17 protein-coding genes are annotated in these 14247 nt (G+C 68.8%); 6 read left to right on the forward strand and 11 right to left on the reverse strand.

Going from position 1 to position 14247, the window contains the following annotated elements; all coding sequences use genetic code 11:
* Positions 1–43: 43 nt before the first annotated feature.
* Entirely contained in the window at positions 44–499 is a 456-nt protein-coding gene (locus N5095_RS05965) for a ferritin-like domain-containing protein (protein WP_267621831.1), read from the reverse strand.
* 131 nt (positions 500–630) lie between these two features.
* Here N5095_RS05965 and N5095_RS05970 point away from each other — a divergent pair, with 131 nt between their 5' ends.
* On the forward strand, positions 631–942 hold the full coding sequence (locus N5095_RS05970; protein WP_267621833.1) for a hypothetical protein: 312 nt from the start codon (positions 631–633) through the stop codon (positions 940–942).
* Between the two features lie 19 nt (positions 943–961).
* On the opposite strand, the gene N5095_RS05975 is transcribed toward N5095_RS05970, so the two are convergent.
* Positions 962–1153, reverse strand: coding sequence for a hypothetical protein (locus N5095_RS05975; protein WP_267621834.1), 192 nt, complete (start codon positions 1151–1153; stop codon positions 962–964).
* Between the two features lie 232 nt (positions 1154–1385).
* Here N5095_RS05975 and N5095_RS05980 point away from each other — a divergent pair, with 232 nt between their 5' ends.
* The 3 genes from N5095_RS05980 to N5095_RS05990 all read left to right on the forward strand — a co-directional run bounded on the left by N5095_RS05980 (position 1386) and on the right by N5095_RS05990 (position 2854).
* Positions 1386–1868, forward strand: a complete 483-nt coding sequence (locus N5095_RS05980) for a cupin domain-containing protein (RefSeq protein WP_267621835.1) — start codon at positions 1386–1388, stop codon at positions 1866–1868.
* Positions 1869–1946: 78 nt separating this feature from the next.
* Positions 1947–2414 carry a cupin domain-containing protein gene (locus N5095_RS05985; RefSeq protein WP_267621836.1) on the forward strand — a complete coding sequence of 156 codons (468 nt, stop codon included), beginning with the start codon at positions 1947–1949 and terminating at the stop codon, positions 2412–2414.
* A complete protein-coding gene (locus tag N5095_RS05990; RefSeq protein WP_267621837.1) occupies positions 2414–2854 on the forward strand; it encodes a thiol-disulfide oxidoreductase DCC family protein in 441 nt (146 codons plus the stop codon). The genes N5095_RS05985 and N5095_RS05990 overlap by 1 nt, the downstream gene beginning before the upstream one ends.
* Before the next feature lie 28 nt (positions 2855–2882).
* Here the strand turns inward: N5095_RS05990 and N5095_RS05995 are convergent, their stop codons facing one another.
* The 4 genes from N5095_RS05995 to N5095_RS06010 form a co-directional block, all read right to left on the reverse strand.
* Positions 2883–3170, reverse strand: coding sequence for a DUF7853 family protein (locus N5095_RS05995; RefSeq protein WP_267621838.1), 288 nt, complete (start codon positions 3168–3170; stop codon positions 2883–2885).
* Positions 3171–3412: 242 nt separating this feature from the next.
* Positions 3413–4585: an acyl-CoA dehydrogenase family protein gene (locus N5095_RS06000; protein WP_267621839.1), complete on the reverse strand. Its 1173-nt coding sequence runs from the start codon at positions 4583–4585 to the stop codon at positions 3413–3415.
* 85 nt (positions 4586–4670) lie between these two features.
* Entirely contained in the window at positions 4671–5330 is a 660-nt protein-coding gene (locus N5095_RS06005; protein WP_267621840.1) for a helix-turn-helix domain-containing protein, read from the reverse strand.
* A gap of 290 nt (positions 5331–5620) precedes the next feature.
* A complete protein-coding gene (locus N5095_RS06010) occupies positions 5621–6424 on the reverse strand; it encodes a type 1 glutamine amidotransferase (RefSeq protein ID WP_267621842.1) in 804 nt (267 codons plus the stop codon).
* Between the two features lie 145 nt (positions 6425–6569).
* Here N5095_RS06010 and N5095_RS06015 point away from each other — a divergent pair, with 145 nt between their 5' ends.
* Together N5095_RS06015 and N5095_RS06020 are read left to right on the forward strand one after the other, a co-directional pair.
* Entirely contained in the window at positions 6570–7238 is a 669-nt protein-coding gene (locus tag N5095_RS06015) for a hypothetical protein (RefSeq protein ID WP_267621843.1), read from the forward strand.
* A 68-nt stretch (positions 7239–7306) separates the two neighbouring features.
* Positions 7307–7498, forward strand: a complete 192-nt coding sequence (locus tag N5095_RS06020) for a DUF7333 family protein (protein WP_267621844.1) — start codon at positions 7307–7309, stop codon at positions 7496–7498.
* Between the two features lie 20 nt (positions 7499–7518).
* On the opposite strand, the gene N5095_RS06025 is transcribed toward N5095_RS06020, so the two are convergent.
* The 5 genes from N5095_RS06025 to alaS form a co-directional block, all read right to left on the reverse strand.
* Positions 7519–9039: an Hvo_1808 family surface protein gene (locus N5095_RS06025; RefSeq protein ID WP_267621845.1), complete on the reverse strand. Its 1521-nt coding sequence runs from the start codon at positions 9037–9039 to the stop codon at positions 7519–7521.
* 75 nt (positions 9040–9114) lie between these two features.
* Complete coding sequence (locus N5095_RS06030) at positions 9115–9912, reverse strand: alpha/beta fold hydrolase (protein ID WP_267621846.1); 798 nt, start codon at positions 9910–9912, stop codon at positions 9115–9117.
* 222 nt (positions 9913–10134) lie between these two features.
* Positions 10135–10665, reverse strand: coding sequence for a DoxX family protein (locus tag N5095_RS06035; RefSeq protein ID WP_267621847.1), 531 nt, complete (start codon positions 10663–10665; stop codon positions 10135–10137).
* A 149-nt stretch (positions 10666–10814) separates the two neighbouring features.
* The gene (locus N5095_RS06040; protein ID WP_267621848.1) at positions 10815–11093 is read right to left on the reverse strand and encodes a hypothetical protein; all 279 of its coding nucleotides are present in this window, start codon (positions 11091–11093) and stop codon (positions 10815–10817) included.
* A gap of 277 nt (positions 11094–11370) precedes the next feature.
* Positions 11371–14145, reverse strand: a complete 2775-nt coding sequence (gene alaS / locus N5095_RS06045) for an alanine--tRNA ligase (RefSeq protein ID WP_267621849.1) — start codon at positions 14143–14145, stop codon at positions 11371–11373.
* Positions 14146–14247 lie beyond the last annotated feature (102 nt).

Below are 14247 nucleotides of genomic sequence, written 5' to 3' on the forward strand. Positions count from 1 at the left end.
AAGCGGCGTCACGGCGGCCCTCGGGGACCGCCTCGACGCCGACTCAGTCCTTCTTGAACTCCTTGCGGAAGCCGCGGAACTCGGTCCGGTGGGCCTCCTCGTCGGCCAACAGTGTCACGGCGAGGTCTTCGGTGACGGGGTCGTTGTTCTCCTCCGCCTTCTCGATGAGGTCGCGGTAGGTCTGGATGGCGTCCTCCTCCGCGTCGAGCACGCCCTCGATGACCTCGAGGACGTTCGTGGAGTCCTCCGGCGGCTGGAGGGAGTGCTGGTTCGCCTCGAACTCCGCGGAGCCGGGCGGCGTCTCGTCGAGCTGTTTCAGGCGCTGGCCGATCTGCTCGGCGTGGCCGAGCTCCTCCTGTACGTCCGCCTGGAGAGACTCCTTGACCTCCTCGGCGCTGAGCCCGTCGAGGACGATGGAGTTCGTCATGTAGTTCATCACGGTCTCGAGTTCGTCCTGGTAGGCGCGCTTCAGCAGGTCGGTGACTTCCTGAGAGGTCATGTGCGCGCAATTCTACGGACGCTGGGCCTATAGTTCATCTGGCGGCGGCGGTTCCGGCCCGCACCGACACGTCCTTGCTTCCCGACGAACGGCCGAAAGAAGGGTATCGCTCCACGTACAACCAGTGCCCGATGAGCGAGAGCGTTCCGGTGCGATACGTCGCCCTCGCGCTGACCGCCGTCGGCGTGCTCGTCGTCGTCCTGAGTCTCCCGGCGAGCGGCGGCTCCTGCAGTGGCGTCGAGTCTATCGACCCGAGCGGCGCCTACCGACTGCTGTGGTTCGACCCCGGGACGCTCCAGGTCCACTACACCCCGAACGGCGGCCTCAGCCAGTGTTACGTCGGCGTCGGCGCGCTCACGCTCCCGATAGGTGTCGGCGCCGCCGGGCTCGGCACGGTCGCCGCCGGCGCCGGGTTCGTCGCGTCGCTGTTGACTCGCCGATGACGGACGGTCGAGGGGCCGTTCAGCGACTCCGTCGGTCGGCGATATTGGTGTCGAAGCTGGTCGGGAGCACCTGCCCGGCGGCGGCCCTCCGGAAAAAGTACCCGAACGGGGTGGCGATAACGACGAGTCCGAACGCCGACAACATCTCCGTGACTCGGACGAGCGTCACGCCCCAGAGGAGGTTGGCGAGAATCAGCCAGCCGCCCCACACAACACCGAAGAGGGCGACGGCGAACAGCAGGTAGCTGCGGCACCGCCGAGTGTCGATTTCAGGGTCATCGTCGACAGTCTTTCTTCAACCGATAACTTTCTTCTGTACACGTCCCGAACTTTCGAAACCTTCTGTGGCTCCGTCCCCGCCTTCCGGTCACCGATGGGGCGGTCGCTCGAGTCACCGGCGCGTCGACGCCCGGAGTTATCACCCGATAGCCTCTACACCAGTCATGGGCCCCGTCAACGAGTCCAACCTCGACTGGAGCGACACCGACCGCGGCGAGACCCGCTTCCGTCGCAAGCGACTCGCCGCGGCCGCCGGCGGCGACGACCTCGGCTGCAGCCTCTACGAACTTCCGGCGGGCGGGAAGTCCTGGCCCTACCACTACCACACCGGCAACGAGGAGGCGTTGTACGTCCTCACGGGTGAGGGGTTCCTCCGGGCCGACGACGGCGAGCATCGGCTCCGAGCGGGCGACTACGCGGCGCTCTCGGCCGGCGAGTCGGGCGCTCACTGCGTCGTCAACGACGGCGAGGTGCCCCTGCGCTACCTGCTGCTGTCGACCATGCGCGAGCCGGACGTCTCCGTCTACCCGGACTCGGGGAAGATCGGTATCTTCGCCGGCTCTCCACCGGGAAGCGACGAACCGCGGACCGTGGAGGGGTACTACCGCCGCGAGGACACCGTCGACTACTGGCTCGACGAGGTGTAGGGGTGAGGCCCCCGCCGTGGTCACGCGGCGCCGACACGAAGCCGACAGCGCTTTTCGCGACCCGGCCCACCCTCCGCCATGCGAAGACAGGTCCTCGACGAGATGGAGTCCCGGATGGGCCCGGCGTCGGTCGTCCGCCCCCTCACCGACGCGCTCGGGCTGACGGACGTGGCGCTCAACTACTACGAACTCGACCCCGAGGAGAGCTTCGCGTACGGTTTCCACGCCCACGCGGAGCAGGAGGAGGCGTTCTACGTCACCCAGGGGACGGTCACCTTCGAGACGGAGGCCGGCGAGGTCGAGGTCGGGCCGGGCGAACTCGTCAGCTTCGCCCCCGGCGAGTTCCAGCGCGGCGTCAACCGCGGCGAGGAACGGGTCCACGCCCTCGCCATCGGCGCCCCGCAGGAGACCGGCGGGAGCGTCGTCATCCGCGAGTGCCCGACCTGCGGGGAGGGGACCGAGCAGTCCATCGCGCTGACCGACCAGCAGGACGCCGTCGTCGCGGTCTGTGAGGAGTGCGGCACCGAGACGGGGCGGTTCGACTGATGACCGACCGCCAGTCGGACCCACGGCCGGGGTCGGAATCGGAATCAGCGCCGTCGTCGCCCGCTTCGCGCACCGGCGTCCCCACGCTCGTCTACGACGACGACTGCGGGTTCTGTACGTGGTGTGCGGACTTCGCCGGCCGACACGGAACGTTCGACCTCGTGGGCTTCGACGAGCTCACCGACGACCAGCGCGAGCGACTCCCCGAGAACTGGGAGGACTGTGCGCACCTTCTCGTCGACGGCGAGGTCCACTCCTGCGGGAAAGCTATCGAACTCGCTCTCGCCTGGGCGTTCCCGTCGACGAAGCCGCTGTTCGGGCTGGCGCGACAGCTCCCGGGGTACGAGCGGTTCAGAGAGCGTCTGTACCGGTGGGGCGCCGACCGGCGCGCCGTCTGGGGAAAGCTGGTCAGTCGCGACGACGTTCGACGCCGCGACTGAGCGGGTGCGGAGGACGGTCGAGGCGGGTTCAGGCGAGCGCGGCGTCGATGGTCCCGAGCACCGCCCGCCCCGTCACCACGTCCCGGTCCGGAGCGTCGTCCAGATAGGCGACGACGGCGTCACGGAGTGTTCTGAGGGCACCGGGGTCGACCGGCTCGTCGCGTTCGAGCGCCGAGAGGAGCGCCCGTTCCCGGACGGGCTTCTCGCCCTCGTCGAGCTGTCGGTCGATCTCGCGGGTGAGCGCGACGTGGGCGACCCACGCCTCCTCGCGCGAGAGGTCGAGCACCACCTGACGGTCCGACGTAGATTCACTCATTCGGTCACCACTTCGTGGTCACGCTACGACCGCACCCATATAAACTCTTGTGACTTGTTGCCACACGTCACACGCGTGTCGGACGTGTGGCCGACGCCGCCGCGAGGTGCGGTACGGTGAGCTCTCGACCTAACCCCGCGAACGCCGCAATCCCGACTACTGACTGGGATTGCAGGTACGCTCGACCTACCCCTCGAACGCTGCAATCCCGGTTGCTCACGGGGATTGCAGGGATTCTCGACCTACCCCTCGAACGCTGCAATCCCCGTGAGGTCCTGCCCGAGCACGAGCGTGTGGATGTCGTGGGTTCCCTCGTAGGTGTACACCGTCTCGAGGTTCGACATGTGGCGCATCGGCGAGTAGTCGGTGGTGATGCCGTTGCCACCGAGCATCTCTCGGGCGATTCGGGCCTGGTCGCGGGCCATCCGGACGTTGTTACGCTTGGCCATCGACACGTGCTGCGGGCGGAGGTCGCCGCGCTCCTTCAGCTCGGCGAGGCGGTAGGCGAGCAGTTGGGCGGTCGTAATCTGCGTCGCCATCTCGGCGAGCTTCTGCTGTTGAATCTGGAAGCGGGCGATGGGGCCGCCGAACTGCTCGCGGTCGGTCGCGTACTGGCGGGCGGTCTCGAAGCAGTCGCGGGCGGCGCCGACGGCACCCCAGGCGATGCCGAACCGCGCCTGCGTGAGACAGGAGAGCGGCCCCTTCATCCCCTCGACGCCGGGGAGGACGTTCTCCTCGGGTACCGTCACGTTCGAGAGGCCGATTTCGCCGGTGACGGAGGCGCGCATCGACAGTTTGTCGTCGATTTTGTTGGTCGACACGCCGTCCCGGTCGGTCTCGACGAGGAAGCCGCGCACGGGGTTGTCCTCGGCGGAGGTGTCCCGTCCCCAGACGACCGCCACGTCGGCGATGGGGGAGTTGGTAATCCACGTCTTCGACCCGTTGAGCACGTACTCGTCGCCGTCGCGCTCGGCACGGGTCTCCATCGCCGACGGGTTCGAGCCGTGTTCCGGCTCCGTGAGCCCGAAGCAGCCCACGGCCTCACCGCGGGCGAGCCGGGGGAGCCACTCCGCCTTCTGGTCGTCGCTCCCGAACGCGTGGATGGGGTACATCACCAGCGCGCCCTGGACGCTCGCCATCGACCGGATGCCGGCGTCACCGGCCTCCAGTTCCTGCATCAGCAGGCCGTACGCCGTCTCGCTCACGCCGAGGAGGTCGTACTCCTCACCCTCCAGGTTCGGCGCGTAGAAGCCCAGCTCGCCCATCTCGGGGATGAGCTCCTCGGGGAACGTGCCGGCCTCGTAGTGCTCGCCGATGTCGGGTTTGATGCGCTCCTCGACGAACTCGCGGGCAGTGTCACGAATCATCCGCTCCTCCTCGTCGAGGTCGGCCTCGAGACTCACGTAATCGAGCATGATGGTTCTCGGAGCGGTCGGGTGAAAAGCGATTCGTTCGGGCGGGGTCGCGGATGCCGAAGGTGAGAGAAGGTACCGGAGCGGCTCAGGCAGGTCGGTCCTGGACTGGGACCACGGCCTCCTCCGCCAGATGCCGAATCGCGCGCCGGAGTCGCTCGGTCACCGCCTGGTCCGAGATGCCGAGTTCCGAGGCGAGGTCCACCGTCGTGCAGTCCCGCGGGATGGCGTAGTACCCGCGGTCGAGTGCGAGCGTCAACGCCTCGCGCTGGGGCTCCGTCAGCCCGAACGCCGGTCGCGTCTGCTCCCCCTCGGCGCCGTACACCCGACGGACCTCGAAGTCGATTCCGGAGTCCGTACAGTAGCTCTGGAACGAGGAGAGCCGGTCGTGGGAGGGAAACCGGAGCTTGAACACCCACGACTGGGCTCGTCCGCTCGCGGTGAGAATCTGTGCCTCGACGGCGGCGAGCCCATCGAAGAATCGGTCCTCGCCGGGGTCCCACTCCAGCGCGAACAGGCGGCGGTCCTCGTACTCGTCGACGACGGCGAGATTGTTGACCGAGTCGTGTCGACGCACCTGTCGCTGAAAGGGCTCGGACTCCTCGTCGAACACCCAGAAGAACGGAACGGTCTTCCCCCCGACGGGGACCATCGTCTCCAGTTCGATGGTCTTCGAACCGTCCAGCTCCAACATCCGGCCCAGTTCGAACCCCCTCGGGTGAATTTCGAGTTCCGCGATGACGCTCATTAGTCGTTACCGGACGTGGATACGTCGCGAGGACGATAAAGGAGATTGGCCTGGTATACCATGTGACGGACGCGGCGTCGGTCGACTCTTCTCCCTTGGTAGACCAGGGACAACGGGTAAATCGTCCCCCGCCGAACGCTCCGATGCGGTTCGCACTCATACGCGGACCGCTGGCATTCCGGCACGGACGAGTGGGTCCCGGGGTTCCGGGGCCACACGGTCCGTCTCGTCGCGTCCTCACATCCGGAGCGACTGCCACATGACCGTCCCCGACCGTCCGGCCTCGCCGTTCAGGCGGTCACGCCGGCGTCGGTGTCGGGGCCCGCGTCGGTCCGGACCCGCTCCACGTAGTCGACGAAGTTCTCGAACAGCCGCTTCGCCTCGCAGGCCGCCGCGTAGTTCTCGTCGGTGACGCCCGCGAGTACCGACTCGACGCGCTCGGTGCCGAGGCGCTCTTCCTTCCCGCGGGTCACCGCACGAGCGGTCTCGGGGTCGTACTCGGGGTGGAACTGAACGCCGAAGGCGTGGCCCACCCGGAACCCGTGGACGCCGTACTCGTTTTCCGCGAGAACCTGCGCACCCGGCGGGAGGTCGACGACGCTGTCGCCGTGCGTGGTGAACACCGTGAAGCGGTCGTCGATGCCGGCGAACAGGGGGTCGTCGCCGTCGCCGGGTCGGGCGCCGTCGTCGTCGGGTTGGACGCCCCCGTCTGCGTCGCTCCCTTCCACGGCGCCGCCGACGCGGCGAACCTCGCGGTAGCCGATTTCGAACTCCTCCATCGCCTCGACGTGCCCGCCGAGCGCCTCCGCGACGACCTGGTGGCCGAAACAGACGCCGAGCACGGGGAGGCCCGACTCGGCGGCGCCGTCGACCCACTCGACCAGCGGCCGAATCCACGGCTCGTCCCAGTACACCGACGCCCGGGAGCCGGTGACGACGACGCCGTCGTACTCGTCGTACCCGCCCGTCGGCGGGAGCTCCCCCTCGCTCGCGGCGAACTCCACGAGGTCGGCGTCGAGCTCCCGCCGGAAGTTCCGGCGAGTGTTCGAGTCCCCGTGTGAGGCGTCGAGTAGCGCAAGTCGCGGTCGACTCATTGGGCGTTGGTTCTCCGCCCGGGCTGAAGTGGCTTGCGTACGGACGGAGTCTCGGCGCGGCGTCCGAGCCGCCGGCGACGCCGACGACCGCCCCGCCGCGCGAGCGCTTATCGTCACAGCCGACCAACGTATCACGGGTGTTTCCGTGTCCGAAACAAAGGGAGGACCGTCCGAACCGCGGGCGGACGGTGAACGCGAGGAACCGACCGCAACCGAGACGACGCGGGAGGTGACGCCACCGGCCGACGGGTCGCCGCCGAACGTGCAGTCGACCACTCACGACGGGACGAACACGTCGACGGACGACGCCGAACGCACGGCCGACGAACCGTCGGGAACCACCGAGTCGTCGAAACCCGACGAACCGCCGGGAACCGGCGAACTGCCGAGAGTCACCGAACCGTCGACGACTGCGGAGGCGACGGGGACCGCGCCGACCGGGACGACCGGCACGACGTGGCGGTTCTCTCCACGCGTCCGGAAGGTTGGCGGCGCCCTGTTCGTCCTCACCGGCCTCGCGAACGTCCTGCTCGGGGCGGGCCTGCTCGGCTTCTCCCTGCTCGGCGGGTTCGCGGGCGTCCCGCCGGCGACCGTCGCGGTCGCGGCGCTCCCCATCCTCGGCGTCGGGCTCCTGCAGGCCGCCGGCGGCGTCCTCGGCTACCTCGGCCGGTTCTGGCCGGTCGTCGTCGGTATCGGTGTGATTGCGCTCGTCGGCAGCCCGCTTCCCGTCCTGATTCCGGTGAAACTGTTCGCGCTGGTGGCGCTGACGCTGACGGAGGACCAGTTCCGGCGTCGGGGCGGCGCCCGACGGTAGTCCGACCGTGGCTCGTTCCTCGCCGTAGACGTGGCCGTTATGTCGTCGGAGCCCTACCTCCCGACCGTATGGAATTCACGCTTCCCGTCGCGCTCGGCGCGCTGCTGGCGGTCGTGGTCGTCGGCGTCGTCGGCCTCGTCGTGAGCGGCGTGATGCCGCTCGCCGTCACGCTGATGATGGTCGCCCCGTCGATGCTCGTCTTCGGCCTGCTCGCGTTCGGGCTGGGGGTCAAACACGGCGAGTTCCGCGGGAGCGTCTGAACACAGTTCGTACCGCTCGGTCACCCTCCGACGCCCGGTCGAATCTCCCCGAGCGCGGCCACGTCGGGGGCGTTGACGACCGTCACCCGCGACCCGTCGCGCTCGACGGCGAAGGCGTCGGCGAACGGTCGGTCCTCGGGGACGACCCACGTTCCGGGGCGGTCGCCCTCCGTCGCCCCGTGGTGGACGAGTAGGCGCTCGTACCCGTCGACGAACGCGGCGGCGTCCTCGTCGGTGTCGAACGCGAGCGCCCAGACGTAGCCCGTCTCTCCGTCCCCGTTCCGATAGGCGACCAGCCGGTCGCCGCCCCAGCCGTCCGAGTACGGACTGGTGTGGTCGAACGGGTCCCACTCGGTCAGGTCGCCCGACTCGGTGAGGTTCCGGTAGGCTTCGAGCGGGACGAACTCGACTTCGCCGTCCGTCTCGTAGGCGGGCCAGAGGAACATCGCAAACAGCCCGAGTTCGCCCAGGGTCTCCGTGTTGGGCTCGCCGAGGAGTCGAATCGGGCTCCAGGCGTCCGTGCTCTCGTCGTCCACGCGTACCGGGATGGGCCGGTCCTCGGGGTACTTCTCCGGGTGGATTATCTGCTCGGTGCTCTCCGGCGGCGCCCGGTAGAGGTCGTTCACGGCCGCCCAGTCGCCCGCCTCGCGCGCCTCGCGGACGAACACCGGGCCGTCGCTGTAGGGCTGGTACGTGATGGTGAAGACGCCGCGGTTCGCCAGCGTCCGGTTCCCGCTCGACCGCTCCTCGCGGTCGGGGAGCAGGCAGTCACCCCACTCCGCGGCACACCGCCGCTCGTACAGGTACTCGACGTAGTTGGCGTCGCCCTCGACTAACCCCCGGTATGCGTTACCCGCGTCCTCGCCGCGGGGGTCGTAGTCGAGCGCGTCGAAGCGCTGGTCCTGCAGGGCGTGGACGAACTCGTGGGCGAGCACCCCCTCGCTGAACACGGGGTGGGGCACCTCGGGGACGACCATCACGACCGTCTCGGTCGCGGCGGAGTAGTACGCCGCCACGCTCGTCCCGCGGTTCTCCCGCTGGACCTGCGTGGCGTCGGTCGCCTCGTCGACCAGGAAGAGGGCCTCGTACTTCACGTTCTGGAGCGCGACGTAGTCGCGGTGTGGGGAGCCACTCGGGAGGTCGGCGACGAACGCCTCCCGGGAGACGACCTCGACGCGCGGCGTCTCCGTGAACTCCAGTTCGCGGACGAGTTCGACGCGGGCCATCGTGCGGGCGACGAGCCGCTCCAACTCGGTGCAGGTGAGTCCGTCCGTCGTGTCGAGGGCGATTTCGTCGTCGTGCCAAACCCCGGCCTCCCAGCCGAGCGGGTCCGCCTCGCCCGCCGGGTTGGCTCGGCCCTCCGGTCCGAGGCTCGGAACCGGGAACTGCAGGAGACACGGTGCGACCACCTTGTCGCGACCCGACAGTACGTCGTCGGGGTCGACGGTGCTCAGACAGCCGGCGAGGACGAGGAGGACGGCGAGCGAGAGCGCCGGGAGCGCCCGACGCACGGCGACCCGGCGATGCGACTCGCGACTCATGCCATAGAGACGCGCCCGACCTACTTGGCTTCGCGCCCGCGGGCCGACAGGACCGTGGCGGTGCGGGCTCGGAGACTACCCGTCGTCGTCCGTGACTCGGTCCAGGAAGCCGAGCAGGTGGTCGTTGACGACCCGGGAGTGCTCGACGTGCGCGAGGTGGCCGGCGCCCTCGACGCCGACGAACTCCCCGCGGGGCAGGTCTTCCGCCAGTTCCCGGCCGCGCTCGGCCGGCCAGACGGCGTCGGCGGTGCCGTGGAGGACCAGGGTCGGCTGGGTCACCTCGACCAGCCAGTCCGAGGCGTCGAAGGCGTCGACGGCGGCGGCCTGAGCCTCCCACGCGGCCCGCTCTGCGTCCTCCGCGGCGCGCCACGCGAGAATCCGTTCCACCGCGCCGGCTTGCTCTCGGAAGAACGTCGCCGACAGCGCGGGGTCGAGCGACCCCCGAAGGCCGTCCTCGTCGCTCGGGTCGGCGTAGAGGCTCCCGAGGTCGATGCCGTCGCCGGTGGCGGCGCTCCCGACGAGGACGAGGCTTCGGATTCGCGAGGCGGAGGGCGAGGACGACCGGGCCGCCTCCAGTGCGACCATCCCACCCAGTCCGGCGCCGACGACGTGAGCGCCACCGACGCCGGCGTCGGCGAGAATCGCGTCGAGGTCGCCGGCGAGGTCCGGAACCGAGTAGGGGCCGGGCGGGGCGTCGGAGCGGCCGGTTCCCCGTAACTCGGTCACGAGGCTCTCGTAGGGGCCGGCGACGGCACCGTGTTGCCACCCCCACTGCCAGGCCCCGTAGCCGGTGTCCCCGACGAAGACGACCGGGTCGCCGTCGCCCTCGCGGTCGTAGAAGAGCGATACGTCGCCGTGTCGCGCGGTGGGCATACCTCGACGTCTCGGGGCGAGCCGATTCAGCGTTCCGACTTCCCCGGCTTCGAGGGCGGTATCGTGAGGCGCGCTCTTCGACGCTCCCGGCGCGTCGCGATGGCCTCGTCCGGTGGCAGTCGCTCGGTCGTCGCCGTTCGTCCGGGCGTCGCCGTCGGTGTCGGAGTTCGAGAAACGTCACAAAAGGGGGCGATACGTGAGAGCGAGCCGGGTCGGACCGGCTCAGCCGAGGAGGTACCGGAGCGCGGGGCGCTGCCGGACGAACTCGGTCGCTTCGAGCATCGCGTCGAGGCCGAAGATACGGCCCGCGGCGAACACCCCGACGACCACGAACATGAGCAGACCGAAGAGGTCGCCGTTGACGTAGCCGTGCGCCCAGTCGGCGTTCCCCAGGTAGAAGAACACCATCAGGACGCCGCCGAAGAACGCCGCGAGGCGGACCAGGGCGCCGACGATGAGTCCCAGACCGATGAGGAACTCGCCGGTCGGGATGGCGAAGTTCGTGAACTCCAGCATCCAGGGGGTCTGACCCGCCCAGGCGAGGAAGCCGTGGATGGGCGAGGCGGCCGTGGCGTTCACGAGCCAGCCCGACGCGTCGAAGCTTCCGAACTTCGTGTAGCCGGCGTGGAGGAACCAGTAGCCGGTGACGAGTCGGAGGAGCACGACGGTGTAGGCCGCGACCGAGTCAGCGTAGTCGAAGTCGACGGTGCGTCCGAACCAGGTCGCCTGACGGGTGGTGGTGTTCGTGGTCATCGTAGTTCACCTTACATCCTATCCTTCGGCCGACACGAGCATATAAAGGGGGTGTGGTTCTCCGGAACTGAGAACGGTTCTCGGCTGGTGGAAAACGGGCTCTGCGGTGGATTCCGGCCGGCGGTGGTCGATAGACGGCCCGAAGTGGTTCAGACGGCCTCGGGCGACCGCCTCGTCTCTAGCGTCTCCTCGTGGTCGAGGAAACTGAACTCCGGACGCCCCTCGACGCCGGCCTCCTTCATCTTCAGCCGGAGGTCCTCGGACTCGACGAACTCCCGGGCGCGGTCGGCGTCGTCGAACTCGAACAGGAGCGTGAGTTCGTTCGGGTCGCCGACCGACCGGAACAGTCGGTGGCTCTGCTCGGTGAACCGCTTTCGCATCCCCATGTGGTCGTCGAACACGGCCTTCCACGCCTCGAAGTCCTCCACACGGTGTCGAACGAGTAGGTGTACCATCTCTCTCACCCAGTCCAGGTAGGCGGTGCTGACACAAAACGAGCGTTTACGGGGCGGTGACAGGACCGGAACGGTCGATGGTGTCGACGAATCACCACGACGACCCGTCGTGGCTGGCCGTTTCAGGTCTTCACTTCCGCGGTGGCGTGTACTCGCGCCAGAGGCGCTCGCGACGCGACCGACTCAGGCCTTCAACACTTCCGCGCCGGCACGAGGCGGACCGCCCGTCGGTCCGCCGTGTGCTGGCGCTTCAGGCCTTCAACACTTCTCGCAGCACGTCCGGCGCCTCCTCCAGCGCCTCGTCGAGCGCGTCCGTGTCGGGACCGCCGCCCTGTGCGAAGTCCGGCGGACCGCCGCCGCCGCCGCCGACCTTCGCGGCGAGTTCGCTGACGACCTCGCCGGCGTTGATGGGCACGTCGTCGGGGACGCCGACGACGAACTGGGCGCTCCCGCCGGCCGTGGAGCCGAGGACGGCGACCTTTCCCTCCGTGACGAGGGCGTTTGCGGTGGCGCGGAGTTCGTCGGAGTCGGCGTCGAGGCGCTGGACGACGACGGCGGTTCCCTCGACCTCTATCTCGTCGGCGCCGGCTTTGGCGCGCACCTCGGCGAGTTCGCTCTTCAGGCGGTCGACGGTCTTGCCGCGCTCCTTCCACTCGCGGAAGAAGCGGGCGGCCGTGTCGGGCACCTCCTGCGGGCTCACGTCGAGCGTCTCGGCGGCCTCGTAGAGGGCGTCCTCCGTGCGCTGGGTGGCGCGAACCGCGGCGTCGCCGGCGGCGAACACGATGCGCTCGACGCCGTCCTGCACCGGTTCGGTGGTGAGTATCTTGACCGCGCCGATGTCCCCCGTCCGGCGGACGTGCGTGCCACCGCAGGCCTGCACGTCCTCGGCGACCTGGATGAGCCGTATCTTCTCGCCCGGCGGAATCCCTCCCTGGTAGAGGTCGAAGCCGTGTTTCTCCTCGGCCTCGTGGCGGTCTGGCCACTCCTGCTTGACCGCGATGTTGTCCATCACGAGTTCGTTGGCGACGCGCTCTATCTCCTTGACCTCCTCGCGCGTGATGCGCTCGTAGTGGGTCACGTCGAAGCGGGAGCTGTCGACGCCCTTCTGGGCGCCGGCCTGCCGGACGTGGTCGCCGAGCACCTCGCGGGCGGCGAAGCCGACGAGGTGGGTGGCGGTGTGGTGACGCATCAGGGAACGGCGGCGCTCGGCGTCCAGCTGGCCGCGGACGAACTCGCCCTTCCCGGGGTCCTCGTCGGTTCGATGGAGGATGACGTCGTCGTGGAGTTGGACGTCGGTCACCTCGGCGGTCACGTCGTCGGCGATGATGACGCCGTGGTCGGCGGGCTGGCCGCCGCCCTCGGGGTAGAACATCGTCTGGTCGAGCACGACGTCGTAGCCGTCCTCGCGCTCGAACACGTCGAGGACGACCGCCTCGAACTCCGTGCGCTCCTGGTCCTCGTAGTAGAGGCGCTCCGTGGCGGGGAGGTCCGCGAGGCGCTCGTCGTGGCGCTCCTCCTGGGCCTTCCGCGCTGCGGTGTCGGTGTCGTGGCGGGCGGCGACCTGCCCGTAGAAGTCGTCGGGAATCTCCACCGACGCGCCGGCGTCCGCGGCGATCTCCCGGACCATGTCCGGCTGGATGCCGTGGGAGTCGTACAGCTCGAGGAGTTCGGAGACCGGGATGGAATCGCCGCGCTCGGCGTACTCCTCGGCGAGCTGACTGACGCGGCGGGAACCCCGTTCGAGCGTCTCGCGGTACTTCGCCTCCTCGGTGCGGACGATGTCGCGGATGCCGTCGCGGTTCTCGTAGCCCAGTCTTCGAGCTTGCATGTCGACGAGCTCGTCGAGCGGGGCGTCGACGCCGACGCCGTCGACGAGGCGTTTCGTCCGGCGCAGCACCATCCGGGCGAGGTAGCCGGTGCCGACGTTCGAGGGGACGATGCCGTCGCCGAACATGTACGCCAGCGCGCGGCAGTGGTCGGCGATGGCGTAGATGTCCTCGAGCGGCGTCACGAGGGCTTCGAGTTCGTCGCGGTCGACGTCGAGGCGCTCGGCTATCTCCCCTCTCGCCGTGAGCATGTCCTCGGCCTCGTCGATGTCCATGTGGCCGGCCAGTTTGGCGGCGCGGTGGACGAGTTCCTCCTCGTCCGCCGTGAGGTCGATGCCGGCGTTCTCCTTGAGGAAATCGATCATCTCGGGGTAGACGGCCTCGTACACCGTCGGCGTCCCCTGACTCATCCACGTCCACCGCTCCAGGCCGTAGCCGGTGTCGACGATGTACGTGTCCATCGGCGAGTAGCGGTTGCCGTCTTTGAGTTCGTACTCGCCGTCGTCGTCCTGTTCCATCGACATGAAGACGAGCGTCGCGAGTTCGGCGCCCTTGTAGATGACCTCGATGGCGGGGCCGGCGTTGCCGCCGCCCACCCACGGGTCCTCGATGTACGTAATCTCGGAGATGTCGGCGCCCATCGACTCGAACAGGGTGTCACAGAGTTCGACGGTCTCGTCCTTCCAGTACACCTCGCCGGAGTAGGCGTACTCGTCGCCGACCTCCTCGCGGGCGTTGAACGCGTGGTGGGCCATCATCTCGAAGGCCATCGTGTGCCGGCCGGTCTTCCCGACGTTGTCGATGTCCTGCATCCGGATGCAGGGCTGGGAGATACAGAGGGGGTTCGCCGGCGGCGGCGTCTCGCCGGAGGTGACCAGCGGCTGGAAGTCGTAGATGGACGCCTGCGTCAGCAGTACGTCGTCGCGCCAGCGGTTGGCGGCGACGGGGTAGGGGTCGATGCGTTCGTGGCCGTGTTCCTCGAAGAAGGAGAGGAACGCCTCGCGCATCTCCTCCATCGTATACGGCTCGTCGAAGCCGGGGTCGTCGATGAAGCTGTAGTCCTCGCAGGGGGGCTCCCCGCAGAGCTCCCGGTCGTGGTCGCGCGTCCAGAAGTGCGCCCCACACGACGTACACTCCCGTCGGACGAAGTCGTTCGTCTCGAAGTACTCGAGACGGTACTCCGATTCGAGGTCGCTCATTGCTTCTACTGTCGCCGACGGCGGGGTAAAACAGTTCCGCAAGCCTCCGACCGGCGGGTTTCCGGGGTTTGAGCGGGCGACGGGCCCCCGTGACTCGACGGG

This window comes from Halobium salinum, from assembly GCF_026586625.1.
Lineage (GTDB): Archaea > Halobacteriota > Halobacteria > Halobacteriales > Haloferacaceae > Halobium > Halobium salinum.

What these genes read in the sequence shown, in the direction of transcription:
- N5095_RS06030 (WP_267621846.1), bottom strand. Translation starts at nt 9,912, where the DNA reads ATGCCCACCGCGCGACACGGCGACGTATCGCTCTTCTACGACCGCGAG.
- N5095_RS06000 (WP_267621839.1), bottom strand. Translation starts at nt 4,585, where the DNA reads ATGCTCGATTACGTGAGTCTCGAGGCCGACCTCGACGAGGAGGAGCGG.
- N5095_RS06025 (WP_267621845.1), bottom strand. Translation starts at nt 9,039, where the DNA reads ATGAGTCGCGAGTCGCATCGCCGGGTCGCCGTGCGTCGGGCGCTCCCG.
- N5095_RS05970 (WP_267621833.1), top strand. Translation starts at nt 631, where the DNA reads ATGAGCGAGAGCGTTCCGGTGCGATACGTCGCCCTCGCGCTGACCGCC.
- alaS (WP_267621849.1), bottom strand. Translation starts at nt 14,145, where the DNA reads ATGAGCGACCTCGAATCGGAGTACCGTCTCGAGTACTTCGAGACGAAC.
- N5095_RS05995 (WP_267621838.1), bottom strand. Translation starts at nt 3,170, where the DNA reads ATGAGTGAATCTACGTCGGACCGTCAGGTGGTGCTCGACCTCTCGCGC.
- N5095_RS05985 (WP_267621836.1), top strand. Translation starts at nt 1,947, where the DNA reads ATGCGAAGACAGGTCCTCGACGAGATGGAGTCCCGGATGGGCCCGGCG.
- N5095_RS05980 (WP_267621835.1), top strand. Translation starts at nt 1,386, where the DNA reads ATGGGCCCCGTCAACGAGTCCAACCTCGACTGGAGCGACACCGACCGC.
- N5095_RS06005 (WP_267621840.1), bottom strand. Translation starts at nt 5,330, where the DNA reads ATGAGCGTCATCGCGGAACTCGAAATTCACCCGAGGGGGTTCGAACTG.
- N5095_RS06035 (WP_267621847.1), bottom strand. Translation starts at nt 10,665, where the DNA reads ATGACCACGAACACCACCACCCGTCAGGCGACCTGGTTCGGACGCACC.
- N5095_RS06010 (WP_267621842.1), bottom strand. Translation starts at nt 6,424, where the DNA reads ATGAGTCGACCGCGACTTGCGCTACTCGACGCCTCACACGGGGACTCG.
- N5095_RS06020 (WP_267621844.1), top strand. Translation starts at nt 7,307, where the DNA reads ATGGAATTCACGCTTCCCGTCGCGCTCGGCGCGCTGCTGGCGGTCGTG.
- N5095_RS05990 (WP_267621837.1), top strand. Translation starts at nt 2,414, where the DNA reads ATGACCGACCGCCAGTCGGACCCACGGCCGGGGTCGGAATCGGAATCA.
- N5095_RS05965 (WP_267621831.1), bottom strand. Translation starts at nt 499, where the DNA reads ATGACCTCTCAGGAAGTCACCGACCTGCTGAAGCGCGCCTACCAGGAC.